Origin of the sequence: Streptomyces sp. MS06, from assembly GCF_047200655.1 — a bacterium.
GTDB lineage: Bacteria > Actinomycetota > Actinomycetes > Streptomycetales > Streptomycetaceae > Streptomyces.
Map to the genome: position 1 here is coordinate 17,086 of NZ_JBJZOJ010000026.1, position 26,949 is coordinate 44,034.

Sequence of the window (26,949 nt, forward strand, 5' to 3'; positions counted from 1 at the left end):
TGAGCCCGGGAACGTCCGCGGGCCGGCGCCCGGAGTGTCCCGGGAGCGGCCTCGGACGACCCTCGAACAGGCCCCGGAACGGCCTGGGCGCGGCCTCCTCCCGGGCCGTGCGGCCCGGTCCGCGGGTGCCGGCCGGTCACCCGCTCCTCGTGCAGACCTCCCTGGCCAGGCGCCGCAGCGCCCCGGCGACCGGCGGCGGGAACAACGCGGTGTCCAGGACCGCCACCGCCCGGCGGCACCGGGAGGTGATCATGCGCTCCACCTCGTGCCGGGCGCCACTTTCCTCCAGCACCTCCCGCACGGCCGCGGCCTGCCGATCGTCCAGCTCGGGATCACCCACCAGGGTGCGCAGCAGGCCGAGTTGGGCCGGCGTGGCACGGCTGAGGGCAAGGGCCATCAGTACGGTCGCCTTGCCCTCGCGCAGGTCGTCCACGGCCGGTTTGCCCGTCCGCTCCGGGTCGCCGAAGACGCCCAGCAGGTCGTCGCGCAGTTGGAAGGCCTCACCGAGCGGGAGGGCGTAGGCGGTGCACGCCTTCCGGGTCCGCTCGGCCCGTTCGCCGCCCCCGGCCAGGGCGACGCCGAGATGGAGCGGCCGTTCCACGGAGTACTTCGCGCTCTTGTAGCGGACCACGGTGAGGGCGCGCTCGACGTCGTCGACCGGTCGGCCGGTGCCGAGCAGGTCCAGGTACTGGCCGGACATCACCTCCGTGCGCATGACGTCCAGTACGGCCCAGGCGTCCGCCCGCGGTCCGGGTTCCAGGTCGGCGGTGTGCAGCAGTTCGTCCGACCAGACCAGCGCGAGGTCCCCGAGCAGCAGGGCGGCGTTCGCCCCGAACCGGTCCGCGTCGCCGGCGCCGCCCCGGCGCCGGTGGAGGTCGGCCAGCAGACGGTGCGCGCTCTGCCGGCCGCGACGGGTGCGGCTCGCGTCCATGAGGTCGTCGTGGACGAGCGCGAACGCCTGGAAGAGCTCCAGGGACGCCGCCGCCCTCAGCACCGGCCCGGGGTCCCCGCCGCCGCCCGCGGCGTACCAGCCGCACACGCACAGCACCGGACGGATCCGCTTGCCACCGGAGAACACGAAGTCCCGCAGCGCCTCGATCAGTTCCGCCGGGCGGGCGGGCTGCGTGGCGTGCAGTTTCCGGTCCAGGAACTCACCCAGTACGGCGTCCACCGCCCGGCGGATCTCCGCCGTGTCCGGGCCGGGTGCGGAACGCGCCGGCGCCCCGTCCCCGGCGCCGTCGGACGCCCCGGCGCCGTCGGACGACGACAGCGGTGTGCGTGAGGCAGCGGCCCGCATCAAACCCCCAGCTACCCGTAGCGGTATCGAGGACGTACCTGCACGCGCCTGTCCCCGCGGCCGGCGGACCGGCCAGGACGCAGTGGAGCACGCGCGCGGTGATGCGCCCCCCCGTGCTCCGGAAGCACCCGGGAACAGTCTTGACCTGTTGACGGCTGAACAAACCCCGAGATCGCCCTCATTCGCAGCAGGGGTCACGGACGGGCGCACGGCAGGGCCACTCGGAGCCGTCTGCGGACCCCGGGCGCACGCGGGCGTCCGCGTGCGCCCGCCTGCCGGATACCGCTCGCCCCCGCGCACGATTGCGTGCAGCCGCCCCGGCGCGCATCCCTGCCGCGCCCCCTTCGCCGCCGTACCGCCCCCACGTGCCCCGCCATCCCCCTCACGTGCCGCGCCCCGGCCTCCGCGGTGCAGGCGGCGGACACCCGCCCGGCGGGGGTGCCCGTGCCGCGCGGCGCCGGGGAGCCCGGTCGCCGCCGACGGTGCGTGCACACCGGAACTCCGTGGCGGTGCGGCCGGGTTCAGTGGCCTTCGGCGGTGCCCGCCGGGCGCCCGCGGTGGGCTCGTCCCCGGGGTGCGCGTGCTCGGGGTGCGCGTGCTCGGGGTGCGCGTGCTCGGGGTGCGCGTGCTCGGGGTGCGCGTGCCGCCGAGGTCGGCGCGGCCATCGGGGCGGGTTCGCTCCCGGGTGCGCGCACCCGCCGAGGCCGGCCCGCCCGAGCGCGGCGGGATCGTTCCACGGGCGGAGTGCGGATCAGCGGTCCCGGACCCGGTCCGGGCCCAGCCGACGGGGACGCAGCCCGGCGGCGGCCAGCTCGTCGCGGGCCTGTGCCGCGGTCGCGTCCGCACCGCAGGCCACGGCGCCCTCGATGCCCCGGTACAGGTGTTCGGCGGCCTCCTGCGGCCGGCCCGCGCGACGCAGTGCGGCACCGAGGTCCACCCGGGCGCAGGCCAGGTCGTAGGCGGCCGGCGACTCCTCCAACTGGGACACCGCACGCCGCAGCCGGGAGATGCTCTCCCGGCCCTCGGCCACCCTGCCCGCCGCGTGCAGCGCGCGGCCCACCGCGGAGGCCGCGCCGAAGCGCACGGCACGCTTGATCGCCCGTTGCGCCAGCTCCTCCGCCTGCTGGGGGTCGGTGCCGCGGCAGGCGAGGGCGAGCTGCGGCAGCCAGGGGCACCAGCCCGGATTGTGCATACCGCTGTCGTCCAGCCGCTGCCCGGCCTCGGTCAGGCTGTCGGCGGCCTCCTTGGCCATGCCGCGGGCCAGCAGGAGCTGCCCCCGCACGGTCCGGGCGTCGGGGAGCGTCACGGCCGACGGGAAGGGCTCGCAGAACCGGTTGGCCCCGGCCAGCTCCTCGGCGGTCCGGGCCTGCCCCCGGGCCAGCAGGATCTCGATCAGGGTGCCGACCGCGTACCAGTGCACCGGGGCGGTCGGGCCCACCCGCTCCGCGAGGCGCAGGCCGGCGCGGGCGAAGTCCTCCGCGTCCGGCAGCAGACCGCGGCGGAAGCGTATGTAGGCCAGACAGGTGTACCCGAAGGCCAGCGGGGCGCCGCGCCACCCCTGCGCCTCGAACTGCGCCACCCCGTCGGCGCACAGTTCCTCGGCGCGGTCGGGCCGGTCGCAGTGCAGGAAGGTGAGGGCGGTCAGCGCGGGGACCTCGAAACCCCAGTGCTCGTCGGTCCAGTTCATGCCGCGGGCGAGGGCCTTCTCCGCGAACTGGACGGCGACCTCGGCCGGTTCGCCGCGCACCATGGCGTCCCAGGCCCGCAGTCCGTACAGGTAGCGCTCGGTCGCGTCGCGGCCGGTCAGCCGCTGCGCCAGCTGGGCCAGCCGGCGGGAGCGGGCCGGGTCGTTCTGCTCCCGGGAGGAGAACGCCGCCATCATGAACTGCTCGGCCTGCAGCCGCAGCAGCACCTGCGAACGGGGCGCCCGGGCGGCCTCCTCCTCCAGCAGGCGCAGCGCCTCGGACAGCCGGTCGCCGTACGCCAGGGCCCGCGCCAGCCGGATGATGATGCCCTCGTGGAGTTCCGGGGTCTGGGCGGGTTCGGCCAGCGCCGCCTGCAGATGGTTCACCGCGGCGGCCGGATCGTGCAGCATCGCCGGGCGGCCGAGTTCGTACAGCACCGTGGCCCGCAGCCGGTCCGGCGGAGGCTCGCGCAGGGCCCGTACCAGCGAGCGCCGTGCCGCGTCGGGGGCGGCGGTGCGCAGGTACTCGCGGGCCGCCTGGCGCAACTGCTCCACCACCCACGGGTCACCCTCGGGGTGGGTCTCCAGCAGGTGCCGGGCCGCTGCGGTGGGACCGCGTCCCGCCTCGACGAGTTCCCAGGCGGCCTTGCCGTGCAGCGCGACCCGCATCGCCGCCGGGATCGCCCGGTACACGGCCTCGCCGATCAGCGGGTGGGTGAACTCCAGTGTGCCGTTCACCTTGAGCAGGCGTTCGCCCCGCAGCAGGCCGACCGCGTCGTCCGCCTCCGCGGACGGGAGCGCGGCGACCGACGCGGCCAGGTTCGGCGTCGCCTCCGTACCGAGCACCGCGATCGCCCACGCCAGGCGGACCGCGGCGTTCCCCATCCGGTTCAGCCGTTCGGCGACTCCGTGCTCGGCCGTGGTCGCGGCCAGGTGTCGCAGCCGCGCCGCGTTCTCCCGCACGGGTGACAGCCCCTGCTCGCGCACGGTGGCCGTCAGCTCCACCGCCGCGAAGGGGTTGCCGCCGGTGACCGACCAGACCTCACGGCAGAAGGCGTCGTCGGCGGTGGTGCCGAGGGCGTCCTCGACCAGCGCCGAGACCGCCGTGGGTGACAGCGGCGCCAGCGGGATGGGGCGGAGCTTCTGCCGGCCGGCGAGCCGGTCGATGGCCGCCATCTCGGGCGGCAGGTCGTCCGCGCGGTAGGCCAGCACCAGCAGGACGGGCAGCTCCTCGATCCGCGCGGCGAACGCGGCCAGCCAGGACAGCGACTCCGGATCCGACCAGTGGGCGTCGTCCACGAAGAGGGCCAGCGGCCCGTGCTGGACCGCCAGGTGCGTGACCACCCAGTCCAGCCCGTCCTGCGCGCCCTGCGGGTCCGGCCCGGCACCCTCCTGGACGGGGCAGAGTCCGACACACGGGCCGACGATGCCGTACCAGTCGCCCAGCAGCTCACGCCGCTCCTCGGGCGGGCAGGAGGCCAGCACCGGCTGGAGGAGCTGCCGCACCGTGTGGAAGGCCAGGCTCTGCTCCTGCTCGCCGCCGCGGGCGGACATCACGGTGCACCCGCCCTCGCCTGCCAGGCGACGAATCTCGGCCAGCATCGTCGTCTTGCCCGTGCCGGGCTCCCCGGTGAACGCCAGCAGACCGCCGCGCGGCATCCGCTGCGTGCTGTCCAGTCCCTGCCCGAGCAGGTCGTCCAGGGCCCGCCGGGCGGCTGCCGTCTCGGCGTCCCGCTCCAGCGCTGCCCGGTGCCTCGCCCGGGCCAGGCCCACTCCGCCCTCGGCTGCCGTCACGTCGTCGGCGGCCCCGTCCGTCATCGAACATCCCCCTCCGGCCCCGAGGCGTTCGGCCTCATGCCCCGCACTGGTGACGACCCATCAGAATGCCGCGGACGCTACCCATCGGGGTAGCGTATCGGCCACAGCGCGGTTGGCGAGATACATACGGCCAAGTCCTCTTGTCCTTCTGCCGCCACCGCCCGCCGGCGGTACACTTCAGCTTCCCCGGGCGTGGCCGAGGTGCGTCCCCCGGGCGCGGCGGCGCCCGTGAGAATCCTCGCGTGCATGCGTGCCCGCCCCGGCCGGTGTCGTCGTCGACCCGCCCGTCACACGGAACGAAGGGAACCCGACGGTGGCCGAGACGCGGCGCGGGCGAGGGCTGCCGCGGTTCCTCCGCCGCACCCGCGGGCCGGATGCGGCGCTTCTGGACGAGCAGATCACCGCTTTCGGTGAGGCGCTCGCCGACTGCGACTCCATCTCCCTGCGCGACACGTCCGACCCCGCGGTACTGGCCGACTACGGGCACGCCCTGGACTGCTACGAGCAGGCCAAACGGGGTGCCGCCGCGAGTCGCGGTCGACAGGACGACGAGACGGTGCTCCGCGCGCTGCAGGACGGCCGCCGGGCACTGGCCTGCGCGCGGGCGAGGGCCGAGGGCCGCCCGCTGCCCGAGCGGTCCGAGCCGTGCCACTTCGACCCGCGCCACGGGCCGGCCGCGACGCGGGTGCGCTGGGCACCTCCCGGCGGGGTGGCCCGGGCGATACCCGTCTGTGCGGCGGATGCCGCACGGCTCGCCGACGGGTCGCCCCCGTTCGCCCTCGCCGGCCCGGCGCCGGCGGGCGCACAGCGGCCTGCTCCACAGCGGCGCCGGGCCGCACGCGGGGCGCCCCGCCCGCGCGGCACGGCCGACCGCGGCCGTGCCGTGCGCCGGCCGTCGTCCGGCGGAACCTCCCCGGTGTCCTATCGGCACTGGCCCTCGGCGACACCTGCCGCCCAGCGAGCCGAGGGGCGCGGCAACACGAGGCTGGAACTCCTCCGGCCGGATCCTGCCGCCCCCGTACTGCTGCTGATTCGCCTGGCACGCGGCGCAGGCGAGGCCCACCTGATCGACCGGGACGGGTGGCGGCACCGCCGGCGGATCGGACTGACGGACGGCGTGCGGCGCGCGGTGGTCCCCGTGCCGGCCGACGGCACCGCACACGTCCGGCTCCGCCTCGACGCACCCGGCCCCTGGAAGGTCTGGCTGCAGTCCGAGCCGGTGACACTGACCGGACGCGCACTTGACTCCAAGGGGCCGTTCGTCTTCCGCTACGACGGCGACCCCGGCACGCTCGCCTTCTCCCACCGGGGCCGCGGCCCGTTCTCGGTGACGCGGCTCACCGAGGAGTTCTCCGTCGGACATGAGCTGCTGAGCGGTGAAGGGCGCCACGAGGCCACCGCGGAGTTGCCCGGCCCGGGAATCTACGAGGTCTGGTCCCTGTCCGCCTGGCAGCTGCAACTGAGCCCCTGACCCTCTCCCCACCGACCCGCACTCCAGGGCCGCCCCGAAGAACCCCAACGGACTCCGGGGGCCGGGGACGGGTGCGGCAGAGTGCCACACCCGCCGCGGATGTGTCGCACTCTCCGACAACACCCGGCACGGTCCCTCAACCACGGGCGGGACCACGACACCTCACGTGGACTCCCCGCCCACCGTGAGGCGGCGGCGCCACCAGAGGTCGGCACGCCACTGCCTGCGCTCGGCGAACGGGTCGGGCAGGGTGCGCTCCAGGTAGCCGGCGTCCAGGCGCGCCACCCGGCGCTTCAGCTCGGCGCGGGACCGCGAGGGCAGCCGCTGCAGAACCTCCTCGAGGACGTCGCGGGCGTGCCGCACATCGTCCAAGGAACAGCCGCGGCAAGAGCAGTGCGCGTCCTGGGGGTACAAGGGCCGCCGTCCCGACGGCTCCAGGAACGCCCGATAGCGCCGCAGCGCGTGAGCGGTGGCGCCGGGGAAGACGTAGTAGTCGCCCGAGGAGCGCTCCACTCGATGTATCGCCAGGCTGGTACGGGCTGAGAGCCCGTGGATCCGACTCGGCGGCGGCTCCTCCCGGACGCGAGGCCCCTGTTGCGGGGCGCGCAGGGCGCCAGGCCGTCTACGCGGCATCGGCCCTTCGGCATGTGGTCACCCCCGGCATCCTGCCACCCCCGGCGCCCAGATCGCCAGGACCGCACGGCGCACACGCGAGCTCGGGCCACGTCGACGCTGGGTCCCGTAGACATGGCCAAATCGCGACCTTGGCGTGACGTCAGTCATCAGTTCACGTCACCATGGCTGCGTGGGAGAGCGACTCGCAGGTCACATGGAGCTCGTAACACGATCATGATCCTGTTACGAGCTCAAAGGAGCGGTCTTCCAGTGGACTCCGTCCGGTCGCTCTCGCAGCAGAGCGTCTTCGAAGTCGACGAAGGGTAGTTCGGGCAGATTGAGCACCGGGGCGATCCACCGGTTGGCGTCGCCCATCCACCTGGTGGCCCAGCACGACTCGTGGTCCAACCGGAGCAGGGCCCGCCCGTGCTCCGGGTTGAGCCACACCCGCAGAGGCCCCCGCCGGAGTGGGGATGCGCCGGGCGCCTCCGCAACCCCACCGCCTCGGGCACTCTGAGCGTGGTGCAGCCGGCGGGGCGCCTCTCCGGCTCGGCCGCACAGGGGTTGAGGGGCCCGGCCACGTCGAGGAAGAGCAGTGGCCGGTCCACGACTCGTCCCATCTGTTCGCGTTCGGTCGTGCCCGCGGAGACGTGACCGCCGGGATCGCTAGGCGGAGCCGTGGCAGTCGCCGTACGACTGCCCGGATCCGCACCAGCACTTCGCGCTTCGCTGAGGCGGCCAGGAAACGGCGCGGCCGCGCGAGGCGAGGGTGGTCGCGTACTGCGGGAGCAGCGTGGCGTCGGCGGGGGCGGAGCCCTCGGAGGCGGCGAAGGCCTCGTAGGACGGCACCGTGCCGGTCACGATGCCCAGGTTCTGGGTGCCGGAGGCGGCCAGTTCGCGCAGGGAGCGCTCGGTGGTCGCCAGGTGCTCCTCGTAGGAGGGGTACTCGGCGGCGAGCGCGGGGTGGTCGGCGACCAGTTCCGCCAGTTCCTCGGCCGGCCAGTGGAGTATGGCGACCGGGAAGGGACGGGAGAGGGCCTCGCGGTAGGTACCCAGTTCCGCTCGCAGGCGGGAGATCTCCGCCTCCAGCTCGGCGGGGTTGTCCGAGCCCAGCGACCAGACGCGGTTCGGGTCGTGGAGCTCGTCCAGGGAGACCGGGGCCGTGTTGAGGGAGTCGGCGAGGGCGTCCCAGTCGTCGTGGTCGAGGCCCAGCATCCGGCGCACCCGGTGCCTGCCGAAGAGAAGGGGGTGCGTGGCGTAGGGCGGCTCGGGCACGTCCGCCAGGAGGAGACGGGCGCCGTCGGTGAACGTCTCCTGCGCCGCCTCCAACTCGTCGTGGGCTTCCAGCGCCTCGGCGATGATCACCCAGGGGGCGGGGTCGCGCGGAGCGGCCGTGCGGATGCCGCCGATGATCGCCCGGGCCTCCGCCTCGTGCCCGTACTCCCAGAGGTTCGCCGCCTTGAGGGCGCGGACCAGGTGCGGGTTCTCCAGACCGTCGGCGGCGGACAGCAGGCGGTCGTAGAGGGCTGTAGCGGCCGGACGGTCGCCACCCACCTCCAGGTGGGCCGCGGCCCGCAGCAGCAGGGACTCCGCGTCCTCCGGGTAGCGGTCGGCGGTCCGCTCCAGGCGTGCCGCTTCGGCGGTGTGATCGACGTTCTCGGCGGGCGTGTCGGGGCGCATGCACGACACCGTACTGCCCGTCGGTGCCGAAGGTGAGACCGCCGTAGGGCCCGGAACCGGCCGCCGGCGCCACCCGCGGGGACGGTTCACCGGCCGGATGCGGTGCCGGACTCCGCGGACCGCATCCGGTCGTGGGCAAAGTGCCGAGACGGGGCTCGGGCCGCGGATCTATCCTCCCCAGCATGTCGATCATCCATCGCACCACGTTGACCCCCACCAAGCTGGAACTCCTCACCACCTGGCTGCCCACCTGCTCCTGGTACTCCGGCGGGCCCGGCGCCCCGGTGCTGTCCAGGGCGGGCGGATTCCGGCTGGACGATCCGCACGGCGAGGTCGGGATGGAGTTCATGGTCGTCCTCGACGGGTCCGGTGACCTGCCGGTCGCCTACCAGGTGCCGCTGACCTACCGCGGTGCGCCCCTCGACGGCGCGGAGGCGGCCCTCGTCGGCACGTCCGAGCACGGGGTCCTCGGAAAGCGGTGGATCTACGACGGGACCCGGGACCCGGTGCTGCTCGACCGGACGCGGGAACTCCTCCGCGGTCTCGCCGAGCCGCAGATGCAGAGCGTGTCGGACACACCCGACCCCTCCGTCGCGGTCCGCGCCCCGGCCGGCGACGCTGCCGTCGACGGGCTCGCGCCGCACTTCGTCCGTGTCCTGGACCCCGCGGCACCCGCCCCGGCCGGGGCCGCTGCGCAGGTGGTCGCCGGGTGGCGTACCGCGCAGGGGGAGGAGGCCCGTGCCGTGTTCGCCGCGCTCCTGCCGGCCCACCGGTGACAGCCGCACGACCGGCGACAGGTGTACGGCCGGTGGCAGGCATACGGTCGGCAGCCGCAACAGCGGTGTGTACAGGTGGCGGGGGCGCGCCGGTGGCGGGTGTACCGGTCGTGGAGCGGAGGGGACCGGTCGGCCGCGCGTGGTGGTCCGGTTGCCGCCGCGGGCTTTCCGCTCACGGCCCGGGAACGCTGCCCGCCGGCCGGGAGGCGGTGCCCGGTGGATGCGGCGAAATGTGCCAGGGGGCGGAACCAACCCCGCCGTGCCCGGCGTTGTAGGAGTGCCGGGTGCGGGACGATCCGGATGAGATCCGGGCGGCGCGGCCCGCCGAGGTACCGGGAAGTGGGCGGTACGGGGCGGCGCGTAGAGCAGAGGGGGGAGCGTTCGATGATGCGCGTGAGCGTGCTGCGGCCGGCCCCTGTGCTGCTGCTCCTCGTCCTCCTGGCCGGTCTGCTGGACACCGGCGGCCTCTCGCTCACCGTCGCGCTCGCCGCGACCGCCGCCGCCGGGTCCGCGCTCGTCGTCTGCGTGCTGCTCAGCGCGCGGTGCGTGCCCGCGGTGCCGCCGACCCGCGTGCGTACGGCGATACGCGAGCGGGCGCGCCGCACCGCTTTCCTGCCCCAGCGCGATCCCGACGCGCCCGGCCGCCGCCGGCCCAGGGCACCCGGAGCCGTTCCCCCGGCGACCACCGCGCAGGGCACGTAGGACACGTAGGTCACGCTCGAACCTCTCCGTCCCGTCCGTGAACCGTCGCGGGTCGTCACGCCGCCATGTTCGCCATGCCCGTGCGTACGCCCTGCACCAGCCGTGCCCGCGTACCACGGTCGACGTGACCCCGGAGGGCTCCACCACCCATGTCCGCCTCACCCCTGACCGTCTTCGCCCGACTCGTCGAACAGCTCGCCGAGCTGCTTCAGCCCCTCTTCCACGCCTCCGCGACCGCCGCCGCGATCGTCCTGTTCACCCTGCTCGTCCGACTCCTCGTGCACCCGCTGTCCCGGGCCGCGGCGCGGGGGCAGCGGGCCCGTGCGGCGCTGCGGCCCCGGATCGCCGAACTGCGCCGGAGGTACGCGAAGGACCCCGGGCGCCTGCAGCAGTCGGTACGGGACCTGCACGCCGAGGAGAGGGTGTCCCCGCTCTCCGGCCTGCTGCCCGGCCTGCTGCAACTGCCGGCGTTCTTCGTGCTCTACCGGATCTTCTCGGGCGCGGCGGACGGCGGGGGACGGGGCGGCGGACTGCTGGCGCACCGGTTGTTCGCCGCGCCGCTCGGCGGCCGGTGGTCCGATGCCCTCGCGGACGGCGGGCTCTTCGGACCGGCGGGGCTGGTGTACGTGGGGTTGTTCGCCGTCACCGGTGTCGTCGCGGTGTTCGGATACCGGCGGGCCAGGGCCTCCGCGGCCGTGGACGGCCCCGGCGCGGAGGCGGGGGGCGGCGAGCCGCCCGTACCCGGGCTCCGTGCGCTCTCCGGGGTCACGCCGTTCCTTCCCTTCTTCACTCTCGTGACCGTCGCCGTCGTACCGCTGGCCGCCGCGCTGTACGTGGTGACGAGCGCGGCATGGACCGCGGTGGAGCGCGCCGTGCTGTACCGCGGCTGAAACCGGCGTACCGCGGCCGGCGGTGCGGTCGGGAGCGCGCCTCCCGAGCCGGGGGACGGTCGGGCAACAGCGGCACCCGCGCACCACCCTGCGGTCCAGTACGTGAACGGGGTCTTGCGGAGTGGACCGCGGCCTTGGAGGATCGGCCAAGTCCTCCGATGGTCGCGCCTCGGCCGCATCCCGGTCGCGTTCCTCGGCCGGACGCCCGCGATCGAGGGAGACGTGAGTCCATGAAGCTGCTGCGAGTCGGTACGGCGGGGTCGGAGCGGCCCGCGCTGCTCGACGCCGAAGGGACCCTGCGGGACCTGGCGGGCGTGGTGCCGGACGTCGACGGTGCGCTGCTCGCCGACGACGCGGCCCTGGGCCGCATCCGTGCGGCGGTCGAGGCGGGGGAGCTTCCGGAGCTGGACGCGACCGGGCTGCGCGTGGGGCCGCCGCTGGGGAGCATCGGCAAGATCGTGTGCATCGGGCTGAACTACCACGACCACGCTCGGGAGACCGGAGCGCGGCCGCCCACCGAGCCGGTGGTGTTCTTCAAGGCGCCGGACACGGTGGTCGGCCCGCACGACACCGTGCTCGTCCCGCGCGGTTCCACCAGGACCGACTGGGAGGTCGAGCTGGCCGTCGTCATCGGCCGTACCGCCCGCTACCTCGGCTCCGCCGAGGAGGCGCTCGCCCACGTCGCGGGATACACGGTCGCGCACGACGTGTCCGAGCGGGAGTTCCAGATCGAGCGGGGCGGCACCTGGGACAAGGGCAAGAACTGCGAGACGTTCAACCCGCTCGGGCCCTGGCTGGTCACCGCCGAGGAGGTACCCGACCCGCAGAACCTGCGGCTGCGGCTGTGGGTGAACGGGGAGTTGAGGCAGGACGGGACGACGGCCGAGCAGATCTTCCCGGTCGGCGAGGTGGTGCGCTATCTGAGCCACTTCATGACGCTGTACCCGGGTGACGTCGTCAACACCGGTACCCCGGCCGGGGTGGCCATGGGCCAGCCGGAGCCGAAGCCGTACCTGCGGGCCGGGGACGTGGTCGAGCTGGAGATCGGCGGGCTCGGGCGACAGCGTCAGCAGTTCAAGGACGCGTGAGCCCCACCCGCACCCGCACCCGCGCCCCCGCCCAGCCCCGTCGCCCCCGCCCAGCCCCGTCGCCGGTGCGCGGCCGGGCGGGGAGCGCGGGGCGCGGCGGGGCAGCCGGCGGGGTGGCGTAGGGCGGGGCGGGGCCCGCCGGTGCGCGTCAGGCCAGCAGTGCGGCGAGCCGGCGCCAGCCTGCCCGCGGCAGGGCGTTCTGCGGGGATCCGTCCACCACCTGGAGCGCCACATGATCGGCGCCCGCGGCCAGGAACTCCTTGATCCGTGCGCGGATCGCGGAGTCGTCGCCCCAGGCGAACACGGCGTCGACGAGGCGGTCGCTGCCGCCGCCCGCGAGGTCGTCCTCGCTGAACCCGAGCCGCAGCAGGCTCCTGGTGTAGTTCGGGAGTTCCAGGTAGCGCCCCAGGTAGCCGCGGGCGACCTCGCGGGCACGGGCCGGATCGGCCTCCGGGACCACCTTGAACTCGGGGGCGAGCAGCGGGCCCTCACCCAGGACCTCGCGGGCCCCCGCGGTGTGCCCGGGGGTGACCAGGTACGGGATCGCACCCGCCGCCCGGTCGCGGGCCAGCTCCAGCATCCTCGGGCCGAGCGCGGCCAGCACCCGGCGCCCGGCGGGGACGCCCGCCGCGTCGAGGGCGTCGAGATGGTCCTTCATCGCCGTGTACGGGCGCCGGTACCGGTCGGTGAGCTTGGCGTGGCTGACGCCCAGGCCGAGCAGGAAGCGGCCCGGGTGAGCGGCCTCCAACTCGGCTAGGAGGGCGGCGGTGTCCGCGGCCGCGTGCTGCCAGATGCTCTGGATGCTGGTGGCGACGGTGATCCGGTCGGTGGCGTCGAGCAGCGGTGCCGCGTGCCCGACCGAAGCGGAGCCGCCCAGCCACAGGGCGCCGAAGCCCAGTTCCTCCAACTCGGCGGCCGCCTCCGCGCGTTCCCGGCTCCCCTCGGGATCCTCCGCGCGGAGTGCGCTGCTCCAGATGCCGTACCGGCCGATGTCCTCTGCGACGGGTGTGCCCACGGGTGGCGCTCCTTCCGGACCACGCTGCGATCATGCGCGTACGGCAGTGCCAACCGGAGTGGACGCCCCGTGCATTCCGCGCGGCCCCCTGGCGGGCCCCCTTGGCGGGACCACCTGGCGGGATCGGTTGGCGGACGGCCTTCCGGGACCGCCTCCCGGTACCACCTCCGGGACCGCCTCCCGGTACCACCTCCGGGACCGCATCCAGGGACTGCCGGTCCGCACGCCCCGGGGAGCCGACGCCGGGCAGCGGCCGTCGGGGAGCGACCGCCGGGGGAGTGGCCGCCAGGCGAGCGGTCACCGGGTTACGGCCGCCCGGTCAGTCCCGTTCCGGTGCGAGGAACCGCTCCAGCGCTTCCACCACCAGCCGGTGGTCCTGGAGTTGCGGCAGTCCGGACACCGTCACCGCACCGACCACTCCGACGTCCGCGACCCGGATCGGGAACGAGCCGCCGTGTGCCGCGTAGGAGTCCGGGTCGAGCCGGGAGGACTCCTCGAAGCTGCCGCCCTTGGCCCGGAAGCGGGTGCCGACCAGGTAGGAGGAGGCGCAGTAGCGCTCCACCACCCGGCGCTTGCGCCGGATCCAGGCGTCGTTGTCGGGGGTGGACCCGGGCAGCGCGGCGTGGAAGAGCTGCTGGCCGGCGCGGTGGATGTCGATGGCGACCGGCGCCTGCCGCTCCCCGGCCAGCCGCACCAGCAGCGAGCCGAGCGCCCACGCGTCGTCGTGGGTGAACCGCCGGAAGACCAGGCGGCGTTCCTGGGCCTCGAGTTCCTCGATGCCCGGCGTGAGCTCGGGGCGGAAACGGGGCGTCGGTTCGGAACCGGTCAACGCAGGCTCACCGCCGTCTGCTCCCGGGCCGAGCGGCGGGCCGCCTCCAGGACGTCCAGTGCGGCGGCCGCCTCCAGGGCGGTCACCGGGTTGGGGCCGGCGCCGACGAGGGCCTCGGCGACCGCCGTGTAGTAGGCGGGATAGTCGCCGGGCAGGGACGGCACGGGCCGACCGCCGCCGGTCACCGGGGACTCCCCGGAGCCGATCCGGCCCCACGCCTCCTCGGGCTCCGCTCCCCAGGTGCCCGCGGCGCCGGGGCGGGCGCCCTCGCGCAGGGCCGCCTCCTGCGGGTCGAGGCCGTACTTGACGTAGCCGGCCCGCGAACCGAGGACCCGGAAGCGCGGACCGAGCTGGGCCGCGGTCGAGGAGACGTGGAGGTGGGAGCGGACGCCGTCGGCGTGCGTCAGCGCGATGAAGGTGTCGTCGTCGGCCCGCGCGTCCGGGCGGCGGATCACCGACTCGGCGTACACCCGGGTGACCGGCCCGAACAGGACCAGGGCCTGGTCGACGACGTGGCTGCCGAGGTCGTACAGCAGGCCGCCGATCTCGGCCGGGTCACCGGACTCGCGCCAGCCGCCCTTCAGCTGCGGCCGCCAGCGCTCGAAGCGGGACTCGAAACGCCACACGTCGCCCAGTTCGCCGTCGGCGACGAGCCGGCGCAGGGTCAGGAAGTCGCTGTCCCAACGGCGGTTCTGGAAGACGGAAAGCAGCAGTCCGTGCTGCTCGGCGAGGGCCGCCAGCTCGCGCGCCTCGGCCGCCGTGCCCGCGAGCGGCTTGTCGACCACGACCGGGAGGCCCGCCTCCAGCGCGGCGGTGGCGAGCGCCACGTGGGTCCGGTTGGGGGAGGCGATGACGACCAGGTCCAGCGAGTCGGCCCGCTTCAGCAGTTCGTCCGCGGTGGAGACGACGCGGACGCCCGGGTGCTCGGCACGGGCCTGCTCCTGCCGCTCGGGGCGGGAGGTGACCACGGTGTCCAGCGCGAGGCCCTCGGTGGCGGCGATCAGCGGGGCGTGGAAGACGGAGCCGGCCAGGCCGTAGCCGACCAGGCCCGCGCGCAGGGGCGGACCGGAGGAGGCGCCGAGGGGTGTACCAGTCATGCCCTCACTTTCGCAACGCTGTTGCCAAAGCGCAAGTGCGGGGGACAATGGGTGGCGTGAACAGGATGAACGGGGGCGCCGACCTGCCGGCCCTGCGCAGCCACAACGCCGCGCTGGTGCTCGACCTGCTGCGCGCGGCGGGCGCGGACGGCATCAGCCGCCTCGAACTCGCCGAGCGGACCGGACTCACCCCGCAGGCGGTCAGCAAGATCACGGCCAGGTTGCGGGAGCAGGGGCTCGCCGCGGAGGCCGGGCGGCGCGCGTCCACGGGCGGCAAACCACGGACCCTGCTGCGGCTGGTGCCGGAGGCGGGGCATGCCGTCGGCGTGCATCTGGACCGGGACGAGCTGCGCGCCGTGCTGGTCGACCTGCGCGGGACCGTGGTCGGCGAGCGCTGCGCGCCGCTCGACCTGCGGCCCGGGGAGGGAGCGCGGCGGGTGGTCTCGGCGCTGGAGCGGGAGGTCGCACCACTCCTGGCGCAACTGCGCGCCGATGCCCCGCCGGGCGGCGGCGCCCCACCGGGCGCCGGTACGCCGCCGGGCGCCGGTACGCCGCCGGGCGCCGGTACGCCGCCGGAGCCCGGTGGTCGGCCGGGTGCGGGCGGCACGCTGCTGGGTGTCGGTGTCGCGCTGCCGGGGCCGCTCGACCATGTCCGGGGCGTGCTGCACCGGGTCACCGGGTTTCCCGAGTGGGACGGCTTCCCGCTGCGGGACGCGGTGGCCGCCCGACTCGGGGTGCCGGTCCTCGTCGACAAGGACACCAACGCGGCGGCGCTCGGGCCGGCGGTGGCGGGGGAGCCGGACGGAGAGGCCGGCCAGGGCGGCACCGGGCGGTCGTTCGCCTATCTGCACCTCGGGACGGGGCTCGGCGCCGGCCTGGTGATCGGCGGTTCGGTGCACCGCGGGGCGCGGACCGGGGCGGGGGAGTTCGGCCACCAGGTCATTCGGCTGGACGGGCCGGTGTGCGGGTGCGGGAACCGCGGCTGCATCGAGGCGCTGTGCCTGGCGGCCGTGGCCCGCGGCGACCTGCCGGAGGCGGCCCGGGTGCTCGGCGTGGGCGCGGCCAACCTGGTGGGGCTGCTCGACATCGACCTGGTGCTGCTGGGAGGCCGCACGGTGGCGGCGGCGCCCGAGGTCTTCGTCCGCGAGGTCGACGCGGTGGTGCGGGACCGCGTGCGCAGGCAGGGGAGGGCCCAGGACTCGGTGCCGGTGCGGATCGCCGGCGGCGGGGAGTTCGGCGTCGCGGTGGGGGCGGCGCAACTGGTGCTGGGCGCGGTGTTCGGGCGGCCGCAGGGATAGGCGACCCGCCCGGCGGTGCCCCGCAGCGGTCCGGGGCGCGGTGCCCCGGCTCCGCCCCTGCGCCGCCTGCGGAGAACCGCGCCCCGAGCGTGCCGGCCGTCCGCCAATCAGGCAGGGTTCCTCACCCGGCCGAGGCACTCGCGAGCCCGGGGCGCGGCTCCGGGTCCTCGGCCGGGAAGGGTCCCGGTGTCATGCCACTGTGGACGCCACTGCCTCTCAGCCTCGCCGCGGTCGCCCTGCTGCTGCCCGGGCCCTCCGCCGCCCCGCCGCGCGCGGCCCCCCTCCCTGCCTGCGTCGCCCCGTCCGGTGCGCGGGACTTCCCGATCCGCACCCGGATCACCGGCGGGCCCGGAAGCTACCGGGCCGGCGGCGGCTACGGCACGTGGTACGTGCAGCTCACGAACACCACCGCGGGAGCCTGCGCCCGCATCCACCCGGTCGTCGTCCTCGCCGACGGGCGGCGAGCACTGCGGCCCGAGCAGGCCCGGCTGGAGTTCTACGACGGTCCCCGGGCACACCTCGTGCGCTTCACGGAGACCGACGAGGACGAACTCGTCGGCGTCTTCGCCGACGCCGTGGGCGGCCGCGGCGCCACCGGCGACCCCGGTGGCGCCGATGCCGGCGGGGGAAGCGCGGAGCCGGACCGGTTCCGCGGGTTCACCGTCGGACCGCACCGGACGGTCACCGTGAAGGTGCGGCTGGCGTTCACCGCGGACGCCGTGCCGAACGAGGTCACGGCGAACGCCTCCGCCGTCCAGCGGGACGGCGACGACGGCGAATGGGTCGGTCAGTCCGGCGCGTACCGCTTCACGATCCGGACCGGACAGGGCCCCGGCACGGACACGGGCACGGGCACGGGCACGGACACGGACACGGGCACCGACACCGGCGGGGACGCGGACACCGGTACCGGCACGGTCCCCGGAACGGGAAAGGAATCCGCCCCCGGCACGTCCCCGGGTACTGCCCCCTCCCGCACCACCGGCACCGCGCCGACCGATCCGGCCGCCACCGCCGAGCCGGCCGCTCCGTCCCTCCCCGCCGAGCTCGCCGGCACCGGCCTCCGCTCCTTCCACCGCGCCCTCGCCGCCACCGGCGCGGGCCTGCTGCTCCTCGGCGGCGCCGCACTGCTGCTCGTCCGGTGGAGGCGGCGGAGCCGCTGAGGCGGCGCGCGGCGATCCCCTGCGTGGACCATCCGAGCGATCGGGCCCCGCCCCCGGCGCCGCCCCCGACCGGGAGGTCTCGGTCCGGGAGGTCCGGTTCCCGTCTCCGCGGACGCCCCGCGGAGTTCATCTAGGCTGTGGGGCGTCGGTACGCCGTGGTTCCGGCGCCCCAGTCCGGTAGTCCGGTCCGGTACCGAGTGCGGCCGGGCCCACGTCGCCAGGAGACGCAGCACATGGCAGAACGCAAGCCCATCGAGTCGTGGCTCACCGACATGGACGGGGTCCTGATCCACGAGGGTGTCCCCATCCCCGGCGCGGACGCCTTCCTGAAGAGGCTTCGCGATTCCGGCAGGCCCTTCCTGGTGCTGACCAACAACTCGATCTACACCCCGCGCGACCTGCACGCCCGTCTGGACCGCATGGGCCTGGACGTGCCGATCGAGAACATCTGGACCTCGGCCCTGGCGACCGCGAAGTTCCTCGACGACCAGCGCCCCGGCGGCAGCGCGTACGTCATCGGCGAGGCCGGGCTGACCACCGCGCTGCACGACATCGGCTACATCCTCACCGACCACGAGCCGGACTACGTCGTCCTGGGCGAGACCCGCACCTATTCCTTCGAGGCGATGACCAAGGCCGTCCGGCTGATCAACGCGGGCGCCCGTTTCATCTGCACCAACCCCGACGAGACCGGCCCGTCCACCGAGGGCCCGCTGCCCGCCACCGGTGCGGTGGCCGCGCTCATCACCAAGGCGACCGGCAAGCAGCCCTACTTCGCGGGCAAGCCGAACCCGCTGATGATGCGCACCGGCCTCAACGCCCTGGGCGCCCACTCCGAGACCAGCGCGATGATCGGTGACCGCATGGACACCGACGTGCTGGCCGGCATGGAGGCGGGCATGCAGACCTTCCTGGTGCTCACCGGGCTGACCCGGCCCGAGCAGGTGGAGAACTTCCCGTACCGGCCGTCGACCGTCGTGGACTCCATCGCCGACCTGCTCGACCTGGTCTGAGGCGGCGGCGACCGGGAGCGGCCGTCCGGCGACCGGGTCCGGTCCTCCGAGGGCGACCGGGTCCGGTCCTCCGGCGGTGACCGGGAGCGCCGGTCCCGCGGCCGGTCGAGGTCCACCGGCGGGGACGGCGCGCCCACCGGCGGGGACGGCGCGCCCGGATGGAGCAGCGGCACCTCGCCACCGGATGCGGGTGCCGGGCCCGGGGAGGAGCCTCCGAGTATCGGGAGGTTCACCATGGGTCGACTCAAGGCCACTCTCTGCGCGTCGGCGGCGGCCGCGCTGACCGTGCTCGGCCCGGCGGTGTACGCGGCGGACGGCGGAGGTGTCGCGGTGGTCCCGTCCTCTCCGGCCCCCGGAACCGACGTGGCGCTCACGGTGCGGGGCTGCACCGGCCGGACCGGGCTGGCGGTGTCCCCGGCGTTCGTGGCCGAGGCCCACCTCACCGGCGTCGGCGGCCGCCTCACCGGAGAGTCCCGGGTCCGCTCCGCACTGCGGCCCGGCTCCTACGACCTGCGGATCACCTGCGGGGAGAACACCGTCAGGGGCACCGTCCAGGTGGTGGGGAAGCCCACGGCCACCGCCCGCCCACCCGCGCCCTCTTCTCCGCGCGCGCCCTCTTCTCCGCCCGCGCCCGCTTTCCCGGCCGCGCCCTCTTCTCCGCGCGTCCCCGCTTTCCCGCCCGCACCCGCGCCGGGCCGCGCGTCCGCGGCCGCGTCCGCTTCCCCCGTCGCGCCGGTCCGCGCGGGCGGCGGCGGTGCGGCCCGCCTCGTCGCCGCCGAGGCCCGCGTGCACGGTCCCGGCACGGTGCACGCCGTGATCGGGCTGGTGCTGGCGGGGGTCGCCGCCGTGGCGGTGGCCGTGCGCAGTGTTCGCCGGGACCGCGGGACGGACTGAGCGCGGTGGCCGACCGCGAGCACCCGGATTACCGGGCGCCTGCTCCCCTGGGTGGTCCGGGCGGTACTCCTCCTCCCGGTGTGGACATGGGGGAACGAGGTGACCGCCGCGCGGCCGGGGGCCTTCCCGACCGCCACCGGTGACATGGCCGCCGTCGGCCGGCCCCCTTCGACCGGGTGAGCGACAGCTACCGGGCGAACCTGGTCGTGTCGGCCTGCCCGACCGGGACCGGTGGGGCGGGGGAGTGGGGCGCCGGGCGCGGCCGGGGGAGGCGCCGGGTTCGGCAGGCCGGCGCGGTGCGGCGCCGGCGGGTGCCGGACCGCTCCTGCGGCCGCGAGGGGGACGCGGCCCTCCGCCCTCCGGCGAAGGTGCCGCACCGTGTGCCGAACCGTGCTCCGGGCCGCCCGCGGGGACACGCACGCCGAAGGCCCCCCGCTCGGCGGAGGGCCTTCGTGTCGGTGCGCCGCCAGGGACTCGAACCCCGGACCCGCTGATTAAGAGTCAGCTGCTCTAACCAACTGAGCTAGCGGCGCCTGCTGACGTCGCTCACTCTACATGACCTGGGACGGTGCCTCCGACCGCCGACGGCGGGGCCGGGCGGGCCGGGCGGGCCCGTCCGGCCCCGCGTACATCATTCGGACCGTCAGCATGCGCACCGGGATGACAGTTGAGAAACTGATCAACGTGCACAGAAGTGGACAATCCCGACTGGAGTGTGAGGGGTATCTCATGGAGACTCCGGTCTTCGAGGACATCGATCCCACGAGTGACTGCGACTGCCCCGGATGCACGCACCGGCGCCGTGCGCCCTCGCTCCCCGGGGCATCCCGCCCGCCGGCGCACCGCGCCCTGATCGTGGCCGCCGCCACCTCCACCGTGCTCGCCGCCGCCCATGCCGCCCCGGCCGCCGCCGTCCCGCACCACCCGGACCGGCCGGGCGTGCCCGCGGGTGACGAGCCCGACACCCCGCAGGGCGGCGCGGCCCCGCTGCACGGGCCCGCCGGCCGGCCCGCCCAGACCGACCAGGCGGACCAGCTGCGCACCACCACCCGGGCGGAGATCATCCGGAGGGCCAAGGAGTGGGTCGCGGCCAAGGTGCCGTACAGCATGACGAAGTACTGGTCGGACGGTTACCGGCAGGACTGCTCGGGCTTCGTGTCGATGGCCTGGGACCTGCCCGGGAACGAGTGGACGGGCACCCTGGGCGGGTACGGGGAGCGCATCTCCCGCGAGGAGCTCGAGCCGGGCGACATCCTGCTGTTCCACAACGCGGCCGACCCCCATGCGGGCTCCCACGTCGTCATCTTCGGCGGCTGGACCGACTACACGCACACCTACTACACCGCCTACGAGCAGACCAGCCCCGCCACGCGCCGCCAGTCCACCCCCTACCCCTACTGGAGCCACACCGACGGGTACGTCCCCTACCGCTACAAGGGCCTGGCCGCTGCCGGCGCCGATGCCGCCGGCAGCGCCGGCAGCGCCGGCACCGCGGGCGGTGGGAGCGGCGAGGCGGGTCCGCCGGCCGCCCACAAGCCGGAACCGGCCGCTGCGGTGACCCCGTTCCCGGGCCGGGCGTACTTCGGCCCGGGGGCGAACAACCGCTACGTCACCCTGATGGGGCAGATGCTGGTGAAGCGGGGCGCGGGCGGCTCCTACCGCAGCGGCCCCGGCCCGCGGTGGTCGGACGCCGACCGCCGCGCCGTGCAGGCGTTCCAGCGGGCCCAGGGCTGGAGGGGCGCGGAGGCGGACGGACTGCCCGGGCCGCACACCTGGTCGCTGCTGGTCGGCGGCAAGGGCCGGGACGTCCCTGCGGGCACGTCCGCCGCTCCCGCCCGGGTCCCGGCCTTCCCCGGCCGGGGCGCCTTCCGGCACGGAGCGAGCAACGGCCACGTCACCCGGCTGGGGAGGCAGCTGGTGAAGAAGGGCTTCGGCACGCACTACCGGACCGGGCCCGGTCCGCACTGGAGCGAGGCGGACCGGCGCAACGTGGAGGCCTTCCAGCGCGCCCAGGGCTGGCGGGGCAGCGCGGCGGACGGCTACCCCGGACCGGAGACCTGGCGGCGGCTGTTCTCGTGACCCGCCGCTCCCCACTGACTGTGACGCATCTGGCGCGGAGGCTGGAGGCACGCATGACCACCACGAGCACGACCCCGACACCCGAACCGGAGGGCCCGGGCCGGGCCGCCCGGCTCATCCGGAACGAGTCGACCACCGAGATCCCCGTCCACCTGCTCTTCCGTGACCAACCCGACCCCGAGCCGGTGCCGCTCGCGCCCGCCGTGGTGGGCAGCCGGCAGGGCACCGGCGAGCAGCCCCGGGTGCGCCGCCCGGCCGCCGCGGCCCGCCGCTCCCCGCAGGTCGATCCGGACCTGGCGGAGCGGCCCGCCGGGGTGCTGCCCGGCGCGGCCGGTGTGCTGGCCGGGGTGTGCGGGGCGGCCGGCTGCGCCGCCGCCACGTGGTGGGCGGGGCTGCTGCCGCCGCTCGCCGCGCAGGCGCTGCGGCTGCCGGTTCCGGCCGGCGCCGGGCTCGGTCCCGCACAGTGGGCCGCGTACGCCGGGGCGGGCGCCGTCGGCCTGTTCGGCTTCGGCGGGCTGGCCCGGGGGCGCACCGGCCGGGCCTGGGTGCTGGGCCTGTTCGGCCGCTACCGGGGGACGGTGCGGCGCACCGGGCTGCTCTGGGTCAACCCGCTGCTGCTGCGCCGCCGGGTCGACGTCCGGCTGCGGCACTGGCGCAGCGAGCCGATGCCGGCGGCCGACGCGAGCGGGGTCGGGCTGCGGGTGGTGGTGCTGGTGGCCTGGCGGGTGCGGGACACCGCGCGGGCGGTGCTGGGCGTCGAGGACCACGAGACCTATCTGCGCGAGTGCGTGGAGGCGGCGCTGGCCCGGGTGCCGGTGGAGCCGGTGGGTGCCGGGCGGGCGTCGACGGACGCGGCGGCGGAGGCGCTGACCCGGATGGTGGTGGCGGACACCGCGCCGATCGGGTTGGAGGTGTTCTCGGTGCGGCCGGTGCGGGTGGAGTACGCCCCCGAGGTCGCCGCGGTGATGCAGCGCCGCCGGGTGGCCGCGCTGGACGCCCGGCACCGGGCCAGCGTGCTGACCTCGGTCGTCGACTCGGTGGAGGACACGGTGACCCGGCTGACCGTGCGCGGGCTGGTCGATCTGGACGACTACGAGCGGAAGGCGCTGGTGAAGGACCTGACGGTGGCGTTCTGCTCGGGGCGGGGCGAGCAGGCGCCCTGACGGACCCGGGGTCCGGCCGTGCGGGCCGGGGCGGGCGGGGCCGCACCCGGCGGGTGCCTGGGGAGCCGGGCGCTGCGGGGCGGGGCGGGGCGCGGCGGGGCGGAGGCCGCCGTCCCGCTCGCCCTGCGATTGGTCTGGACATGTTCAACTGGCGCCCATACGCTGCCACTTGGTCTAGACCTAATGCACGGCTCAGTGAACTCCCCCACGTTCTCCAGGAGCGGCATCATGCGCAGAACGACCAGGAGAAAGACCAGGCTGTACGCCGCGGTGGTGGGCCTCGCCACCACCGCGGCCCTCGTGCTCTCCACCGGCGGCGCCAGCGGGCACGGCTACACCGACTCCCCGATCAGCCGGCAGAAGCTGTGCGCCGACGGGACCGTCAGCGGCTGCGGCGGAATCCAGTGGGAGCCGCAGAGCGTCGAGGGCCCCAAGGGCTTCCCGCTCGGCGGCCCCGCCGACGGGCGGATCTGCTCGGGCAACAACGCCCGCTTCGCCTCCCTCGACCAGCCGCGGACGCCCTCGGGCGACGCCTGGCCGACCACCCCGCTGACGGGCGGCCAGAGCTACACCTTCCACTGGCGGTTCACCGCCCGGCACGCCACCACCGACTTCCGGTACTTCGTCACCAAGCAGGGCTGGAACCAGGACCATCTCCTGTCCCGCTCGGACCTCGACCCGACCCCGTTCCTCACGGTGCCCTACGGCGGTCAGCGGCCCGGCTCCACCGCCTCCCACACCGGCACGCTGCCGTCCGGGCTGAGCGGGCACCACGTGATCCTCGCGGTCTGGACGATCGCGGACACCGGCAACGCCTTCTACGCCTGCTCCGACGTCACCTTCTGAGCCGCACGGGGTCGACCGCGGAGTGACAACGCCGAGGGGCCTCCCGCTTCCACGAGAGGCCCCTCACCGGTGCGCCGCCAGGGACTCGAACCCCGGACCCGCTGATTAAGAGTCAGCTGCTCTAACCAACTGAGCTAGCGGCGCATGACTCCCGCCGTCCGCGCACTTCTCCGCGCGGAGGCGACGCAGAAAATACTACCCGGTTCTCGGGGGTGCTCCCGACCACCGGCCCCCGCCCCGATCCGGCGTCCGCCGCCCGGCGACCGCCCGGCGTCCGCCGCCTTGGCCGTCGCCCGGCAACCGCCGCCTTGGCCGTCGCCCGGCGTCCGCCGCCCCGACTGCCGCCCGGCGCTCGCGCGGCGGTTCTCAGATCGCCAGCGACAGCAGTACCGGCGCCGCGCTGCGGTTCAGGGTGTCCGCCGCGCGGCGCAGCCGGTGCGCGTGCTCCACCGGCAGCGACAGGGCCAGGCAGCCCACGGACGAGCCCGCCGTGATCGGGACGGCCGCGCAGACCGTGCCGATCGCGTACTCCTGGAGGTCCAGCACCGGCACGGTGGGCGGCTGCGCCTCCAGCCGGGACAGCAGCAGCCTGTCGCTGGTGATGGTGCGCGAGGTGAGGCGGGCCATCCGGTGCCGGGAGAGGTGGTCGCGGCGCCCGTTGTGGTCGAGCTGGGTGAGCAGGCTCTTGCCGACCGCGGTGGCGTGCGCGGAGCAGCGGAAGTCCACCCACTCGTGGACCGCGGGCGTGGCGGGGCCGGCGGCGTACTGGGTGACCTTGACCTCGCCGTCGACGTACCGGCTGATGTAGACGGCCGCGCCGACGGAGTCGCGCAGCCGGTCCAGGGTGTTCTGGAGCTGTGCGCGCAGGGCCCGGTCGTGGCCGTGCGCGGCGCCGAGGCGGGCGAGTGCCTCGCCCGCGGTGTGGGTGCCGTCGGCGCTCTGCTCGACGTACCCCTCCCGGCGCAGCATCCGCAGCAGCGCGGTCAGCCGCTCCGGCCCGAGGCCGGTCTGCCGGGCGAGGTCGGCGCCGGTGACGCCGGTGGTGTGCCGGGCCACCGACTCCAGGACGCGCAGGGCGTCCTGGGCCGAGCGGTACGGCGTGGTCGGCTCGTGCATCAGCGCCACGGTGGTCCCCCTGCGGTCGCTTCCTGGCCGTGATCCGGACAACGGACCCCCTCCACGATAACCGGCAAAAGGCCTTCGTGGAGGGGGCGTTGGCGAGATCGCGGCTCCCCCATCTGCGGCGCTGGCACTCCGGCATATGTCCGGGGCATCACCCGGCGCGCCGACCTGGAGTGACGATCAGGGCACGCCGTGCAATTACAGAACAGCGCTCAGGAACGACCGGGTGCGCTCGTGGTCGGGGTCACCGAAGATCTTCTCCGGGGCCCCGGACTCGATCACCTTCCCCGCGTCGAACATCATCACCTGATCCGAGATGTCGCGGGCGAAGTTCATCTCGTGGGTGACGCAGAGCATGGTGATGTCCGTGGTGTGCGCGATCTCCCGGAGGAGGTCCAGCACCCCGGCCACCAGTTCCGGGTCGAGCGCCGAGGTCACCTCGTCCAGCAGCAGGATCTCCGGGCGCATGGCGAGCGCCCGGGCGATCGCCACCCGCTGCTGCTGTCCGCCGGACAGCTGCGAGGGGTGGGCGTCGACCTTGTCGGCGAGCCCGACCAGGTCGAGCAGTTCCCGCGCCCGCTGCTCGGCCTCGTCGCGGCCGATGCCCAGCACGTTGACCGGCGCCTCGGTGATGTTCTGCAGCACCTTCATGTTCGGGAACAGGTTGAACTGCTGGAACACCATGCCGATCTTCTTGCGGACCTGGCGCAGGTGCTTCTCGTTGGCCGTCCTCAGCTTGCCGTCGGCGCCGGGCATGTGGGACAGCGGCTGCCCGTCCACCCAGATCACGCCGTCGCTGACCCGCTCCAGGGTCATCAGCAGCCGCAGGATGGTCGTCTTGCCCGATCCGCTCGGCCCGATCAGCGTCACGTGCTCGCCGCGCTGCACGGCGAAGTCCAGGCGGTCGAGGACCGTGTGGTCGCCGAAGCGCTTGACCACGTTGTCGAAGCGCACCAGGTCGGCGGGTGCGTCCGGCACCGCGTCCGCCGGGTCGGCGGTCGTCTTCTGCAGGGGGTCAGTGGCCAAGGCGCCTCTCCAGTTTTCTCATCAGCAGCGAGGTCGGGTAGCTGGCCACCAGGAAGATCAGGCCGGCCAGGGTGAACACCTCGGCGTAGACGAAGTGGTTCGCCCCGTACTCCCGCGCCTGGGCGACCATCTCCATGACCGTGATCACGGCCAGGAACGGGGTCTCCTTGAACATCGCGATGCCGTAGTTGCCCAGCGCGGGCAGCACGTTGCGCACCGCCTGCGGCAGGATCACCGCCTGCCAGGTGCGCCGCGGCGACATCGACAGCGCCCGGCAGGCCTCCCACTGGCCCTTCGGCACGGCGTCGATGCCGGCCCGGTACACCTCCGACATGTAGGAGGCGTAGTGGATGCCGAGCACGGCGATGCCGATGGTCAGCGGCTGGATCGTGTTGAAGATCGCGTACGCGCCGACGAGCTGCACCAGCATCGGCGTGGAGCGCACGAACTCGGTGAGCGCGCGCACCGGCACGGTGACCAGCCGGGACGGCACCCGCCCCAGCACGGCGACGACCAGCCCGAGCACGGCGGCCACCAGGGTGCCGAGGACCGTGGCCAGCAGCGTGATCCTGAAGCCGTCCAGCAGGTACGGCAGCGAGTCCCGGACGGCGTCCCAGTCCCACTGGTAGTTCACAGCGCGCCTCCCGCCATCTCGGACTTGCCCGCCGACCCGGCGCTACGGGAGCGCAGCAGGCCGCGGCCGCCCGGGCGCTGGCCCAGCCGGACCTTGGCGTGCCGCTCCAGGGCGTTCATCAGCAGGGTGAGGGCGTAGGCGAGGATGAAGTAGATCACCAGCAGCGTCAGGTACGCCCAGGTGGTCTCGCCGGTGCGGTCCCGGAAGTGCTGCACCACCGTGGTCAGTTCGGCGGCCGTGATCAGCCACAGCAGCGGGGTCGCCTTCAGCAGCTGGATCAGCAGGTTGGTGAACGGCGGGATCATCTGCACCCACGCCTGCGGCAGGATCACCCGCCGCATCCGCTGCAGCGAGGACATGTTCAGCGCGACCGCCGCCTCCCACTGCGCCCTCGGGACCGCGTTCAGCGCGCCGCGTACGACCTCCGAACCGTACGCGCCGTAGTTCATGCCGAAGGCGACCACACCGCAGAACAGGGGGCTGAGCTGGTACCCGGTCAGCAGCGGGAAGGCGTAGTACAGCCAGAACAGCTGCACGTACAGCGAGGTGCCGCGGAAGAACTCCACGATCACCCGCGACACCCCCCGCACCAGCACGGGCCTGCTGTTCGCCATGAAGCCGAAGGCGAACGACAGGGCGAGGGCGACGACGCCGCCGAGGACCGTGGCCTCGACCGTCACCCCCAGCCCCGACCACACCTGGGAGATGTGGTCGAAGAAGTATGAGAAGAAGTCACCCATGCGCAGGGG

Annotated in this window: 23 protein-coding genes, 2 tRNA genes and 1 pseudogene; 12 read left to right on the plus strand and 14 right to left on the minus strand. The window is 74.8% G+C overall.

Annotated features, from left to right (window positions below; translation table 11 throughout):
* Positions 1–136 precede the first annotated feature (136 nt).
* Entirely contained in the window at positions 137–1,297 is a 1,161-nt protein-coding gene (locus tag ACL02U_RS16200) for a polyprenyl synthetase family protein (RefSeq protein WP_412791534.1), read from the minus strand.
* Between the two features lie 751 nt (positions 1,298–2,048).
* The gene (locus ACL02U_RS16205) at positions 2,049–4,799 is read right to left on the minus strand and encodes an ATP-binding protein (protein ID WP_412791535.1); all 2,751 of its coding nucleotides are present in this window, start codon (positions 4,797–4,799) and stop codon (positions 2,049–2,051) included.
* 313 nt (positions 4,800–5,112) lie between these two features.
* Between ACL02U_RS16205 and ACL02U_RS16210 the strand changes: the two genes are divergently transcribed.
* A complete protein-coding gene (locus ACL02U_RS16210) occupies positions 5,113–6,270 on the plus strand; it encodes a hypothetical protein (RefSeq protein ID WP_412791536.1) in 1,158 nt (385 codons plus the stop codon).
* Positions 6,271–6,432: 162 nt separating this feature from the next.
* Here ACL02U_RS16210 and ACL02U_RS16215 read toward each other — a convergent pair whose 3' ends face one another.
* The 3 genes and pseudogenes from ACL02U_RS16215 to ACL02U_RS16225 all read right to left on the minus strand — a co-directional run bounded on the left by ACL02U_RS16215 (position 6,433) and on the right by ACL02U_RS16225 (position 8,565).
* Positions 6,433–6,783, minus strand: coding sequence for a hypothetical protein (locus ACL02U_RS16215; protein ID WP_412791537.1), 351 nt, complete (start codon positions 6,781–6,783; stop codon positions 6,433–6,435).
* A 354-nt stretch (positions 6,784–7,137) separates the two neighbouring features.
* A pseudogene (locus ACL02U_RS16220) lies at positions 7,138–7,493 on the minus strand (hypothetical protein); the annotation flags it as partial.
* Between the two features lie 58 nt (positions 7,494–7,551).
* Positions 7,552–8,565, minus strand: coding sequence for an SEC-C domain-containing protein (locus ACL02U_RS16225; RefSeq protein WP_412791538.1), 1,014 nt, complete (start codon positions 8,563–8,565; stop codon positions 7,552–7,554).
* Between the two features lie 182 nt (positions 8,566–8,747).
* Between ACL02U_RS16225 and ACL02U_RS16230 the strand changes: the two genes are divergently transcribed.
* The 4 genes from ACL02U_RS16230 (at position 8,748) to ACL02U_RS16245 (ending at position 12,021) form a co-directional block, all read left to right on the plus strand.
* Positions 8,748–9,341: a maltokinase N-terminal cap-like domain-containing protein gene (locus ACL02U_RS16230; protein WP_412791539.1), complete on the plus strand. Its 594-nt coding sequence runs from the start codon at positions 8,748–8,750 to the stop codon at positions 9,339–9,341.
* A 384-nt stretch (positions 9,342–9,725) separates the two neighbouring features.
* Entirely contained in the window at positions 9,726–10,043 is a 318-nt protein-coding gene (locus ACL02U_RS16235; RefSeq protein WP_412791540.1) for a DUF6412 domain-containing protein, read from the plus strand.
* Between the two features lie 149 nt (positions 10,044–10,192).
* Positions 10,193–10,933, plus strand: a complete 741-nt coding sequence (gene yidC, locus ACL02U_RS16240) for a membrane protein insertase YidC (protein WP_412791541.1) — start codon at positions 10,193–10,195, stop codon at positions 10,931–10,933.
* A gap of 230 nt (positions 10,934–11,163) precedes the next feature.
* Positions 11,164–12,021: a fumarylacetoacetate hydrolase family protein gene (locus ACL02U_RS16245; RefSeq protein ID WP_412791542.1), complete on the plus strand. Its 858-nt coding sequence runs from the start codon at positions 11,164–11,166 to the stop codon at positions 12,019–12,021.
* A 148-nt stretch (positions 12,022–12,169) separates the two neighbouring features.
* On the opposite strand, the gene ACL02U_RS16250 is transcribed toward ACL02U_RS16245, so the two are convergent.
* From ACL02U_RS16250 to ACL02U_RS16260, 3 genes are all read right to left on the minus strand, one after another.
* Positions 12,170–13,036 (minus strand): LLM class F420-dependent oxidoreductase, encoded by an 867-nt coding sequence (locus ACL02U_RS16250; RefSeq protein ID WP_412791543.1) that lies wholly within the window; start codon positions 13,034–13,036, stop codon positions 12,170–12,172.
* A 319-nt stretch (positions 13,037–13,355) separates the two neighbouring features.
* Entirely contained in the window at positions 13,356–13,865 is a 510-nt protein-coding gene (locus ACL02U_RS16255) for a heme-degrading domain-containing protein (protein ID WP_412791544.1), read from the minus strand.
* Positions 13,862–14,962: a Gfo/Idh/MocA family oxidoreductase gene (locus tag ACL02U_RS16260; RefSeq protein ID WP_412791545.1), complete on the minus strand. Its 1,101-nt coding sequence runs from the start codon at positions 14,960–14,962 to the stop codon at positions 13,862–13,864. Before ACL02U_RS16260 ends, ACL02U_RS16255 begins: the two co-directional genes overlap by 4 nt.
* A 47-nt stretch (positions 14,963–15,009) precedes the next feature.
* On the opposite strand from ACL02U_RS16260, the gene ACL02U_RS16265 reads away from it, so the two are divergent.
* The 4 genes from ACL02U_RS16265 (at position 15,010) to ACL02U_RS16280 (ending at position 19,330) form a co-directional block, all read left to right on the plus strand.
* The gene (locus ACL02U_RS16265) at positions 15,010–16,260 is read left to right on the plus strand and encodes an ROK family transcriptional regulator (protein WP_412791546.1); all 1,251 of its coding nucleotides are present in this window, start codon (positions 15,010–15,012) and stop codon (positions 16,258–16,260) included.
* Between the two features lie 191 nt (positions 16,261–16,451).
* Positions 16,452–17,423: a hypothetical protein gene (locus ACL02U_RS16270; protein ID WP_412791547.1), complete on the plus strand. Its 972-nt coding sequence runs from the start codon at positions 16,452–16,454 to the stop codon at positions 17,421–17,423.
* A gap of 233 nt (positions 17,424–17,656) precedes the next feature.
* Positions 17,657–18,436: an HAD-IIA family hydrolase gene (locus ACL02U_RS16275; protein ID WP_412791548.1), complete on the plus strand. Its 780-nt coding sequence runs from the start codon at positions 17,657–17,659 to the stop codon at positions 18,434–18,436.
* A gap of 234 nt (positions 18,437–18,670) precedes the next feature.
* Positions 18,671–19,330, plus strand: coding sequence for a hypothetical protein (locus ACL02U_RS16280; RefSeq protein ID WP_412791549.1), 660 nt, complete (start codon positions 18,671–18,673; stop codon positions 19,328–19,330).
* 459 nt (positions 19,331–19,789) lie between these two features.
* Here the strand turns inward: ACL02U_RS16280 and ACL02U_RS16285 are convergent.
* Positions 19,790–19,863: transfer RNA gene (locus ACL02U_RS16285), tRNA-Lys, on the minus strand.
* A gap of 196 nt (positions 19,864–20,059) precedes the next feature.
* On the opposite strand from ACL02U_RS16285, the gene ACL02U_RS16290 reads away from it, so the two are divergent.
* The 3 genes from ACL02U_RS16290 to ACL02U_RS16300 all read left to right on the plus strand — a co-directional run bounded on the left by ACL02U_RS16290 (position 20,060) and on the right by ACL02U_RS16300 (position 23,418).
* A complete protein-coding gene (locus tag ACL02U_RS16290) occupies positions 20,060–21,409 on the plus strand; it encodes a peptidoglycan-binding protein (protein WP_412791550.1) in 1,350 nt (449 codons plus the stop codon).
* Positions 21,410–21,462: 53 nt separating this feature from the next.
* Complete coding sequence (locus ACL02U_RS16295; protein ID WP_412791551.1) at positions 21,463–22,572, plus strand: SPFH domain-containing protein; 1,110 nt, start codon at positions 21,463–21,465, stop codon at positions 22,570–22,572.
* 228 nt (positions 22,573–22,800) lie between these two features.
* Positions 22,801–23,418, plus strand: a complete 618-nt coding sequence (locus tag ACL02U_RS16300; protein WP_412791552.1) for a lytic polysaccharide monooxygenase — start codon at positions 22,801–22,803, stop codon at positions 23,416–23,418.
* A gap of 70 nt (positions 23,419–23,488) precedes the next feature.
* Here the strand turns inward: ACL02U_RS16300 and ACL02U_RS16305 are convergent.
* The 5 genes from ACL02U_RS16305 to ehuC form a co-directional block, all read right to left on the minus strand.
* Positions 23,489–23,562, minus strand: a tRNA-Lys gene (locus ACL02U_RS16305).
* A 222-nt stretch (positions 23,563–23,784) separates the two neighbouring features.
* Complete coding sequence (locus tag ACL02U_RS16310; RefSeq protein ID WP_412791553.1) at positions 23,785–24,543, minus strand: IclR family transcriptional regulator; 759 nt, start codon at positions 24,541–24,543, stop codon at positions 23,785–23,787.
* 195 nt (positions 24,544–24,738) lie between these two features.
* The gene (gene ehuA / locus ACL02U_RS16315) at positions 24,739–25,566 is read right to left on the minus strand and encodes an ectoine/hydroxyectoine ABC transporter ATP-binding protein EhuA (protein WP_412791554.1); all 828 of its coding nucleotides are present in this window, start codon (positions 25,564–25,566) and stop codon (positions 24,739–24,741) included.
* Complete coding sequence (gene ehuD, locus ACL02U_RS16320; RefSeq protein WP_412791555.1) at positions 25,556–26,200, minus strand: ectoine/hydroxyectoine ABC transporter permease subunit EhuD; 645 nt, start codon at positions 26,198–26,200, stop codon at positions 25,556–25,558. Before ehuD ends, ehuA begins: the two co-directional genes overlap by 11 nt.
* A complete protein-coding gene (ehuC, locus tag ACL02U_RS16325; protein ID WP_412791556.1) occupies positions 26,197–26,940 on the minus strand; it encodes an ectoine/hydroxyectoine ABC transporter permease subunit EhuC in 744 nt (247 codons plus the stop codon). Before ehuC ends, ehuD begins: the two co-directional genes overlap by 4 nt.
* Positions 26,941–26,949 lie beyond the last annotated feature (9 nt).